Below are 9,430 nucleotides of genomic sequence, written 5' to 3' on the forward strand. Positions count from 1 at the left end.
CCTTGATTTTGAGATTGTTTCTTTTCTGCTGTTTTCTTTTCTGCTGTTTTCTTTTCTGCTGTTTTCTTTTCTGCTGTTTTCTTTTCTGCTGTTTTCTTTTCTGCTGTTTTCTTTTCTGCTGTTTTCTTTTCTGCTGTTTTCTTTTCTGCCTGTTTCTCACGCTCTTGTTGGTTTTTTTTACGAGTCTGTACGATTGCATCTTTTTTAGCGATTTCTTTATCGCTACCGGGCAACCGTATAGATTCTTCTGTCATTTTAGCACTTGATCCCGCAGGAATAACAATTATGGCATCTTCATCACCTTCAAATTCAGGAGGTATAATATAGATATCACCTTCTTCACTAACTACGATTGTTGCACCGGTGTCGGACTCAAAGAAAACATCTCCTTCTGAACCACGGACACCAACTACCGCAGAGATAGTTCGAATTTTGAATTCACGTTTGCGATCATTGACTAAGGTACGATTAGGATTAACTTCAAATGTTAGATCACCTGTCAGCAGACGCGTATTACTTTCAGCTTCATTTTGATCTTCAACTCGGAAGACCGTATTAGATCTGAGAGTTACAACCTCGTCACCGGAACTGAGTATAACCCTGGCAGTAGAGTTTTTAGCAGTGTGAACCTGATCATCTACGTTGAGCAGTACGTTTGTGCCAATAGTTTTGTAGATACGCACTCGAGAGCCGTTGCTAACTTTGACCAAGCCCCGATCCAGGACCAACTGGCCCCGCTGCTGAGCTGCTACTGGTGAAGCCAAGACGATCAGGAGCGCTATAAGAGCAGTAATCCAGACAGTCTTGTGTGGCCGGAGTGAAACAAACATAGAGCCTTATTTGTAGATGAAGGTGAACTGGAGAGCGGTTTGGTACTTCCAGTAGTCCTGATCAGTTAGGTTGGATGTCTTGGTTTCCAGTTTGCGAGAGAGATTGATGATCATCCAAGGAGCGTAGGGGTATGTTATCCCAACAGTTGTAACATTCTTACGATCTCTTTCATGCACACCGTCATCGTTGGCGAGTCTCTTCTCACTTTCTGATATATCATGCTTCAATTTGAAGCTGATTGGTTTGACGGGAATAGTCACATCCGCAGAGAATTTCAGATCAACTTTGTCTTTCGTGTCGTTATTTAGATCCGTCAAGGTGTAGCTAAGCTTAGTGCCGTATTTCCAATCAGCTAGTGTAAACTTATTGCTAACTTCCAATTTATCAGCTGTTCCATCATCAGTCATTGAACCAATTGCATCTTTCCACTTGTGTTCCAGCTTGCCCTGCCAAGTGATGTCACTGTCTGTTTTCAGTTTGAACTGTCCAAAGAGGAAGGAGTCTGCAGATACTTGACGGAAATCGCTGTTCCAACTGTCTCGACTGCTATCCGGACTCTCAGGAACATCGCGCAGCCCCAGTGTGTTCGCACCAAACCCAGTCGTGATATCACCTAGCCAAGTATACTTGCGTTCCCACTCAAAGCTGAGTTGGCGCAGCAAGATCTCCTTGTTGCGCTGATCCTCCATCCATTGACGATCTGTAGTGATGAGGCCCTTGGCAGCCACGGAGTTGCGATAGTTGATGTAGTGCGTGTAGCTTGGCACCAAGACAACATTGCTTTTGATCGTTCGGATCTTCTCCTTGCCATCAGGAGCACCGGTGGCGTTGGTGTCCTCGGTATGGCCCAAGATCATGATCAGTTGAAAAGGAGGCTTAGGCTTGGGTTTCTTTATTTCCTCTGTCTCTCGAAAAATGATGAGTTCTTTACTGGCTTGAGTTGCCTCTGTTACTACATCCAAATCAAAGTAATTCTCACCAATTTCTAATTCATACGGCAGTGAGTAGGCTGCATCGTAGCTGTTATCTGCAAGCTCCTGGTTGACACCATTGATCTGAATGGAGCGCAGGGGACTGAAAGCGCTGATCGTGACGGTGAAGTTACCACTGATGATTTCCGTCTTTTCGGGTGTGGTGCTGATGATTTCAATTTCCGCAGCTTCAGCAGGAGCCAAGTCTGCAATTTCTACTTCTGGTTCACGCACCACCAAAGGGATGCCATCGTATTCAATTCTTAGTAAATCAATAGCCAGTGTAGAATCAAAGCCTGCTTCCTTGGCTTGGGCGTAAAGGGAATTGGCTAGCTCCTGATTTTTATTGGTGCCAACCCCTTGCTCATGAAACTGCGCCAGATAATATTGGGCTTCCGCAACACCCTGCTCTGCAGCAGCCTTCAACCATCGGAATGCTTCTTGGTCCATTTTGCTGGAGAAGAGGAAGTCAAAAGCTGTCTTTCCAAAACTGAATCGGCTTTTATTCCGAAACTCTTCCTGCACACCCTTTCGTTGTCGATAGAGAATTCCCAAGCGTAACTGGGCTTCTGAATTTCCTCGCTCTGCAGCTTCCTTGTAGAAGCGAATGGCAGTGGCATCATCCTGCTCTACACCATTACCTTGCTCGTAGGCTTGGGCTTGGCTTAGAGCTTCCTCTGCTTCACGGAGTTGTTGCTCCTGAAATTCGGTTTCCAATTGTTCCAAAACCTCAACAGTTTCCGAGTCAGTTTCTGAGGGGTTAGCCGCCTGAAGAGGTTGGGCCAGCCAGCAAAAAAGAAAGCCCAGTAGCCAGAGCTTGTACATGCGATTCCAGTGACTAGTTTCTGTGAGCGGCATTCCAGCGTTGGCGAAAGTAGCGATTCAATTGATCAATCAGGGCACTTCGGATATCTGGTACGGTCAGCGACAAGCCCAGGGCGTCTGTCAGTACCCCAGGAACCAACAACAGACCACCAGCCAGCCAGAGTAGGAAGGCTTGCCAAAGTTCATCCGTTGGCAAGCGGTGTTGCTGCAATTCTACTTCCACCAATGTCCAGATTGAGAAGTCCTCCTCTCGCATCAGCCAAAGCCCTCCAACTGCTGTGACACTACTGAGGAGAATAGTACCCAGCAGACCACTCTCGCGCCCCAGCAGGATCAACAGTAGTCCTTCGATGAGAATCAGCAGTCCCAATAGGAACCAATGTATTCCACTCATGGGCTCTTGAGAGAAGACTCAGCAGCTTGTTCAGGCTGGGCGATCGGGGTGTCAGCGGGTCGTGGATTGAAGTAGAGATCCAGTCCATGAATAACGCCGAGTAAAGTGCCGATAATCAAGAAACTAATCAAGTAGTTCCGGAGAATTCGTGGCATTTTTATTCCGACGATTTCAATTGTATTCGCAAGTACAAGACGCCGAGGTCCTGATAGGATTCAATTTGGGATGCAGCACCTGGCAGCAAAAATCGATATTCAAAAGGGCCACGAGGACGATTCTGTTGCAGACAATTCGCATTTTCAGGTTCAGAAGTGGGGTGTTCACCTCGAATCAGTAGCTCTGTATCATTCAATTCGACATGTAGGGATTCCTCCATCACGCCTGGCACATCAAGACTCAGGAACAATTCATCATCACGCTGATGTAGATCGTAGATGGCGTTTTCACTCAACTCAGTTTGGTCTGTTCCGTCTATTTTGAAGGAACGGCTCTGAAGTTTGCTCAACATCTCTTCTTGTTCTTCCTGTCGTTTGAGCAACTGTTCGAGTTCTGTATCAGACATGCTGGCTATGGATCGAAGTGAGGTGAAAAAATCGTTGCGTTAAATAGATAAGTTAGCAAAATGGGTTTGCAATCGCAAATGTACAGACTTCCTCGTATTCGCAACTTTTTGTTTCTAAAATTCCCATGATCGATACTTCGAGTTGGCTTCATTTTCAGCAGCATTTCTTTTCAATCCCAGGCACAGGATTGAGCTTAGACACTTCTCAAATGGGAGTGCCTACTTTTTTCTGGGAAGAGCAATCCGATCCGCTTCAACAATCTTTACAGCACATGAACGAACTGGAAGCTGGGGCTATTGCCAATCCGGATGAGCAGAGACAGGTCGGTCATTACTGGTTACGTACTCCAGAGCTTGCGCCAACCCCCGAGCTACGTCAGGCCATTGAACAGACCCTCCAGCAAGTTCAGTATATTGCAAACCAAGTACTGTCTGGAAAATGGACCAACGAGCAGGGTCAGCATTTTCGACATGGGCTCGTGATTGGGATTGGTGGTTCGGCACTGGGGCCTCAATTTATTGACCGTGCATTGGCACAGCAGGGACAAGGCTTGAAACTCTACTATCTAGATAACACAGACCCAGATGGCTTTGAGCAGGTCTTTGCAGAGTTGAGAGAGGAACTGTCGCAGACACTGTGCCTGGTTATCTCCAAATCTGGTGGTACCCAGGAAACCCGTAATGCGATGCTGGTCACTCAACATGTATTTCGAGAAGCAGGGTTGTCATTTGGGAAGCAGGCAATTGCCATCACCAGCACTGGAAGCAAGCTGGATAAACTGGCAATACAAGAAGGCTGGCGTGCACGGCTACCAATGTGGGATTGGGTGGGTGGGCGGACTTCAGTCTTTTCAGCAGTGGGACTCCTACCCGCAGCCTTGCAGGGCATTGCTCTGAAAGAGTTGCTGATGGGAGCCCGGCTGATGGACCAGCACGGACGGGAAAAAGAAATCTCCCACAATCCTGCAGCCCAGTTAGCCTTGAACTGGTGGTACGCAGGCAATGGTCGTGGTGAAAAGGCTATGGTGGTGCTGCCCTACAAGGATCGGCTGTCCTTGTTCAGCAATTACCTACAGCAATTAGTGATGGAATCCCTAGGAAAAGAGTGTGATCTGGAAGGGCGCATTGTTCGTCAAGGTTTGACTGTTTACGGCAACAAGGGTTCTACAGATCAGCACGCTTATGTCCAACAACTTCGGGAAGGACGGAATGATTTCTTTGCCCAATTTCTGGAAGTGCTGAAAGATCAGGAAGGACCTGCTGTAGAGGTTGATCCGGGTGCCACCTCAGGAGACTATCTATTGGGTTTCCTGTTAGGAACGCGGCAGGCTTTACGAGAGAAACAGCGTCAATCAATGACATTGACCCTGGATTCGATAACACCACGTAGCATTGGGGCCATGATAGCTCTTTTTGAACGAGCAGTGGGGATGTATGCGCATCTGGTGGGCATTAACGCCTATCATCAACCTGGAGTGGAAGCTGGGAAAAAAGCTGCTGGAGCTGTGCTACAGTTGCAAGGTCGTCTGATCAGTGTGCTGAACGATCAGCCAATTCGTTCCTGGACGGTAGATGAACTCTCCCAGCATCTTCAAGTGGGAGAACAGCAGGTAACACTCTTCAAGGTACTGGAACACTTGGCAGCGAATGGACGTGTGGATCGTCATCAGGTGGAACCCTCTTTCTCCAATCGCTACCAAGCGAAACGTGCTTAGTTTGTCAAACTGAGATCAACTCCTCTGGAAATCAATTTCGCGATTCAAAATCGATTCTTGGATCAATTACGGTGTAGAGTACATCGCTGATCAGGTTGACGACCAGGCCGAGCAGAGTGAAAATATAAAGAGTGCCAAACATCACTGGATAGTCACGCTGCAGGGTGGCTTCAAAGCCCAGTAGACCCAACCCGTCCAGTGAGAAGATGACCTCGATCAACAGGGATCCTGTGAAGAACATGCTGATGAAGGCTGCGGGGAAGCCAGAGATGATGATCAGCATTGCATTCCGGAAGACATGGCCATAGAGCACACGTCGCTCCGGTAGTCCCTTCGCTCGGGCGGTCACCACGTACTGTTTGCCAATTTCATCCAGAAAGGAGTTTTTGGTCAGCATCGTCAGTGTGGCGAAACTACCAATCAGGATGGCGATTAGGGGTAGAGCCAGGTGCCAGAAGTAGTCGAGGATTTGTCCGAACAGGCTCATGTCAGCAAAGCCATCAGAGGTCAGTCCACGTAAGGGAAACCAATTCAGATAGTTGCCACCAGCGAAGAAGATGATCAAAATGATGGCGAAAAGAAAGACAGGAATAGCGTTGCCGATGATGATCACTGTGGAGGTCCAGATATCGAAACGAGAGCCATGGCGCACTGCCTTGCTAATGCCCAGTGGAATGCAGACGAGGTAGACCAGGAGTGTGCTCCAGATTCCAAGTGATGCAGAAACAGGTAGTTTCTCCCATATCAACTCAAGTACTGTTCGATCCCTGTAGAAACTCTCGCCAAAATCGAAAACGGCATAATTAACCAGCATTTGCAGGTAGCGTTCGTGGGCTGGCTTGTCAAAGCCATAGAGACGCTCGATCTCACGCAAAAGCTCGGAGTCAATGCCTTGGGCACCTCGGGTACGTCCTGCTTGATCAGAAGTGCTGGTGCTGTCCTGCATCTCTGAGCTGGTGTTGGTAATTCGGCTCGTAACGTCCATGCCACCGTGTCCCTGCATCCGGGCAATGAACTGATCCACAGGTCCTCCGGGGGCCACCTGGACAATTACGAAGTTGATTGTCATGATGCCAATCAGTGTCGGAATGATCAGGAGCAGTCGGCGCAGGATGTAAGCAGTCATCTCAGTCTTTTCCCCAGAGTTCAAATAGGAACGGAAAAACCCGTTATCTTCACAAAAGAGTTAAAATGAAAAAAGTCATCGGAGTTTTGTGTTTTTTATTGTTCACATTGTGCTTTTTTTTGCCGTTTGGAGCAATGGCAGAAATTCGAATTCTTGCTTTAGGAGACTCACTGACAGAAGGATATGGGGTTGAGCCTGAAGAAGCTTATCCCTATCTGCTAGAGCAATTACTGAAAGAAGAAGGCCTTGAGGTGCGAGTGATCAATGGGGGATTCAGTGGAGCAACCAGTGCCAGTGCAGGCACACGTCTCAAGTGGTATTTCAAGATGCGACCCCAGATCATGTTGCTTGCCTTGGGGGCGAACGATGGCCTGCGTGGCTTGGACATCAAGAACATGAAGCAAAACCTGGCGAAAGCAATCCAAATGGCCCAAGAACGCCAGATCAAGGTGGTGATGACCGGTATGCAGATGCCGATCAACTACGGAGAAACCTACATCACAGCCTACCAAGAAGCTTTTTTTGAATTAGCCCGTGAGTATGAATTGCCGATGGTTGATTTTCTGTTGGAAGGTGTTGGAGGAATTCCTGAGATGAACCTGCGGGACGGTATTCACCCAAACCCAGAAGGCCATCAAGTCATCGCTCAGAACGTTTTGAAAACCCTGTTGCCAATTGTTCAGGTGGAGTCACAGGGTCAGAGCTGAAGCTTCTGTGGACTGTGCTGACGCCACCACTGCACTGGAATCCAACTGGCACTGAGCAGTAGCGCTGCTGCCAGTAGCCAGGGATAGAGCGGTTTTAGAGGTCGAAAGACGTCTGCGTCTCGCTCCACAGGCTCCAGTTCATCCAGAAGTTGGTAAATCTTAGCCAATTCTTCGGTACTACGGGCTCGGAAATACTGCCCACCAGTGAGAGAAGCAATCGTCTGTAGCAGCTTCTCATCCAGATCACGTGATGGATTAACCTGTCTTGTGCCAAAAAAAGTTTGTACCAGCATTTCATCCGCACCAACTCCAATCGTGTAAATTCTAACCCCAGCCTGCTCCGCCAAACGGGCTGCCTGCTCCGGAGAAATATCTCCTGCTGTGTTGGCACCGTCTGTCAACAGGATCAGTACGCGTTCCGATTCTTCCAGTCCTTGTAGACGTTTCACACCAAGGCCGATGGCATTGCCGATGGCTGTGCGCTCTCCAGCCAGCCCAATTTCTGATTCCAATAGCATCTGCTGCACGGTCTTCCGGTCGAAAGTCAACGGTGTTTGCAGATAAGCTTGTTCTCCAAAAAGAATCAGTCCCAAGCGATCACCATCTCTACGTGTAATAAATTCCTGAAGGACATTCTTGACGACATTCAGCCGATTTGTGGGGTTGCCAGATAGTTGAAGATCCTCCTCCTTCATACTCCCTGATAGATCGACAGCGAGCATCAAGCTACGTCCAGACACAGGTAGAGAAATGGGCTCTCCCACCCACTGTGGACGCGTGGCGGCTGCTACCAGCAGAGTCCAGCAAATCAGGGCTAGCAGAAAGGCCAGCTGTTGTGTTTTAAAGCGAGGAGTTTGTGAACTACCAGAAAGCTGTTGCAACCGTTCGAGGAAGGGTACCTGAAGGGCCTGTGGAGGAACTGGAGTAGCTGGCCATAGCCAGCGGATCAACAGGGGAAGGGGCCAAACAAGTGCGACCCAAGGCCAGAGAAACTCGAGCATGGTTCAGTTGAGAAGGGTAAGTTTCTTGGGTTTTTGGAGTTGGGATGCAGTGTTTTGGAGTTGAATCCACTCCCTGCACAACACAAACAGTTGTGGGGACAGTGGTTCCTGCGGTGGACGGTAGGGGCCTTCTGACAGAATTTGACCAGTGCCTTGTGTAAACTGGGTTGTATCTCCAGTCTGATCTAGAAACTCCAGCCAGCGCCTGCCGTTTAGGTAAGCGACTTGTTCCCAAGGATGTACCTGTAGAGCAACCTCACGCAATAACTGAGAAAGCTGTCTCAAGGTCCGTGGATCGGCCACTTGCTGCTGTAGCTGAGCTAGTTGCTTCAGAGCCAAGCGTCGTGGACGACTGCGCCGTTGCCATCGCCAAAGCCACCAGATGCTTGTGCTGATTAGCAAGAGTCCCAGAATGAGCAGAATCCACCAACCTAGCGCCCAAGGCCACGCAGAAGGTGGGGGTGGAGTGACAATATCCCGCAACTCAGCGAGAGGGTCCATCGGATTCATGGATGCTCAAGAGTGTTTAAGTAGTGGGGTGGAAACATCATCTTAAGCAGGGGATAAAGACTTTTCCATGAAGATACTCAGCGGGTCTGCTTGGTACTCGCCGAAAGGCCCAATGTGTTGATAGCCCAGAGATTCATAGAGTTGGATGGAAGTTGGTTGATGAATTCCTGTTTCCAGGCGTAGCAATCGAATGTGATTCTGTGAAGCGAGTAATTCAATTTCCTGCATTAATCGCAATCCAATCGTTGCTCTTCGGTGACTTTCCATGACAAAGAGCCGTTTGATCTCAGCGTAGCTTGATTTAGCGATGAGGGCCACACAACCAACCGCTCTTCCCTTGATAAAGGCACCCAAGAAATGATTCCTCGGTTGCAGCAACTCTTCCACATCCACAAGGTGATTACTCTCCGCAGGGTAGAGGTTCTCCATGTAGCGTGTTGAAGAGTCCAGCAGGTGATCGGCCTCATTGTGTTGAATTTGCTGGATGACAATTCTGTCCTTGCTCAGGCTGCCAATCTTTGTGCTTCCTCTCACTGAACACTCATTCCTTTTCTCGAGTTTCGCTGATCTGGTTCATCCAAGCAGCCATGTGGGCAGAGCCTCTTTCCGCAAGTACCCTTGCTACATTTTCAAAATCAACAGTTTCTCGGTTTTGGCTCACTTTTGATTTCCCCAGAATCCTCATAATTTTGATCCGGAACGCAATGATATTTTCCAACATGGCATTCAGATAGTCTTTGGGTGCATCGGCCATCTGCCAGGCATTCTCACCATGGGTTCGCTCTTCC

At 48.5% G+C, this 9,430-nt stretch carries 12 protein-coding genes; 2 read left to right on the top strand and 10 right to left on the bottom strand.

Going from position 1 to position 9,430, the window contains the following annotated elements; translation table 11 throughout:
• The 5 genes from P8O70_11030 to P8O70_11050 all read right to left on the bottom strand — a co-directional run.
• Positions 1 to 830 (bottom strand): FecR domain-containing protein (locus P8O70_11030; protein ID MDG2197408.1); only part of this gene is annotated, 830 nt, incomplete at its 3' end.
• Between the two features lie 6 nt (positions 831 to 836).
• Entirely contained in the window at positions 837 to 2,627 is a 1,791-nt protein-coding gene (locus tag P8O70_11035) for a tetratricopeptide repeat protein (GenBank protein MDG2197409.1), read from the bottom strand.
• A 13-nt stretch (positions 2,628 to 2,640) separates the two neighbouring features.
• Positions 2,641 to 3,021, bottom strand: coding sequence for an FxsA family protein (locus P8O70_11040; GenBank protein ID MDG2197410.1), 381 nt, complete (start codon positions 3,019 to 3,021; stop codon positions 2,641 to 2,643).
• A complete protein-coding gene (locus tag P8O70_11045; GenBank protein MDG2197411.1) occupies positions 3,018 to 3,176 on the bottom strand; it encodes a hypothetical protein in 159 nt (52 codons plus the stop codon). Before P8O70_11045 ends, P8O70_11040 begins: the two co-directional genes overlap by 4 nt.
• Before the next feature lie 2 nt (positions 3,177 to 3,178).
• Positions 3,179 to 3,583 carry an Hsp20/alpha crystallin family protein gene (locus P8O70_11050; GenBank protein ID MDG2197412.1) on the bottom strand — a complete coding sequence of 135 codons (405 nt, stop codon included), beginning with the start codon at positions 3,581 to 3,583 and terminating at the stop codon, positions 3,179 to 3,181.
• A 125-nt stretch (positions 3,584 to 3,708) separates the two neighbouring features.
• On the opposite strand from P8O70_11050, the gene P8O70_11055 reads away from it, so the two are divergent.
• On the top strand, positions 3,709 to 5,298 hold the full coding sequence (locus P8O70_11055) for a glucose-6-phosphate isomerase (protein MDG2197413.1): 1,590 nt from the start codon (positions 3,709 to 3,711) through the stop codon (positions 5,296 to 5,298).
• Between the two features lie 31 nt (positions 5,299 to 5,329).
• Here P8O70_11055 and P8O70_11060 read toward each other — a convergent pair whose 3' ends face one another.
• Positions 5,330 to 6,424: a microcin C ABC transporter permease YejB gene (locus P8O70_11060; GenBank protein ID MDG2197414.1), complete on the bottom strand. Its 1,095-nt coding sequence runs from the start codon at positions 6,422 to 6,424 to the stop codon at positions 5,330 to 5,332.
• 134 nt (positions 6,425 to 6,558) lie between these two features.
• Here P8O70_11060 and P8O70_11065 point away from each other — a divergent pair, with 134 nt between their 5' ends.
• Positions 6,559 to 7,131, top strand: a complete 573-nt coding sequence (locus tag P8O70_11065; protein MDG2197415.1) for an arylesterase — start codon at positions 6,559 to 6,561, stop codon at positions 7,129 to 7,131.
• Here the strand turns inward: P8O70_11065 and P8O70_11070 are convergent.
• The 4 genes from P8O70_11070 to P8O70_11085 all read right to left on the bottom strand — a co-directional run.
• A complete protein-coding gene (locus P8O70_11070; GenBank protein MDG2197416.1) occupies positions 7,122 to 8,132 on the bottom strand; it encodes a VWA domain-containing protein in 1,011 nt (336 codons plus the stop codon). The genes P8O70_11065 and P8O70_11070 overlap by 10 nt on opposite strands.
• Before the next feature lie 3 nt (positions 8,133 to 8,135).
• Positions 8,136 to 8,642: a DUF4381 domain-containing protein gene (locus tag P8O70_11075; GenBank protein ID MDG2197417.1), complete on the bottom strand. Its 507-nt coding sequence runs from the start codon at positions 8,640 to 8,642 to the stop codon at positions 8,136 to 8,138.
• Between the two features lie 42 nt (positions 8,643 to 8,684).
• Positions 8,685 to 9,176, bottom strand: coding sequence for a GNAT family N-acetyltransferase (locus tag P8O70_11080; protein ID MDG2197418.1), 492 nt, complete (start codon positions 9,174 to 9,176; stop codon positions 8,685 to 8,687).
• A 7-nt stretch (positions 9,177 to 9,183) separates the two neighbouring features.
• Positions 9,184 to 9,430: FMN-binding negative transcriptional regulator (locus P8O70_11085; protein ID MDG2197419.1), on the bottom strand; the 247-nt coding region annotated here is incomplete at its 5' end.

This window comes from SAR324 cluster bacterium (assembly GCA_029245725.1).
Taxonomy (GTDB): Bacteria; SAR324; SAR324; order SAR324; family NAC60-12; genus JCVI-SCAAA005.

Coding starts and splice junctions, on each gene's coding strand:
- P8O70_11035 (MDG2197409.1), bottom strand. CDS start 2,627: ATGTACAAGCTCTGGCTACTGGGCTTTCTTTTTTGCTGGCTGGCCCAA.
- P8O70_11040 (MDG2197410.1), bottom strand. CDS start 3,021: ATGAGTGGAATACATTGGTTCCTATTGGGACTGCTGATTCTCATCGAA.
- P8O70_11045 (MDG2197411.1), bottom strand. CDS start 3,176: ATGCCACGAATTCTCCGGAACTACTTGATTAGTTTCTTGATTATCGGC.
- P8O70_11050 (MDG2197412.1), bottom strand. CDS start 3,583: ATGTCTGATACAGAACTCGAACAGTTGCTCAAACGACAGGAAGAACAA.
- P8O70_11055 (MDG2197413.1), top strand. CDS start 3,709: ATGATCGATACTTCGAGTTGGCTTCATTTTCAGCAGCATTTCTTTTCA.
- P8O70_11060 (MDG2197414.1), bottom strand. CDS start 6,424: ATGACTGCTTACATCCTGCGCCGACTGCTCCTGATCATTCCGACACTG.
- P8O70_11065 (MDG2197415.1), top strand. CDS start 6,559: ATGGCAGAAATTCGAATTCTTGCTTTAGGAGACTCACTGACAGAAGGA.
- P8O70_11070 (MDG2197416.1), bottom strand. CDS start 8,132: ATGCTCGAGTTTCTCTGGCCTTGGGTCGCACTTGTTTGGCCCCTTCCC.
- P8O70_11075 (MDG2197417.1), bottom strand. CDS start 8,642: ATGAATCCGATGGACCCTCTCGCTGAGTTGCGGGATATTGTCACTCCA.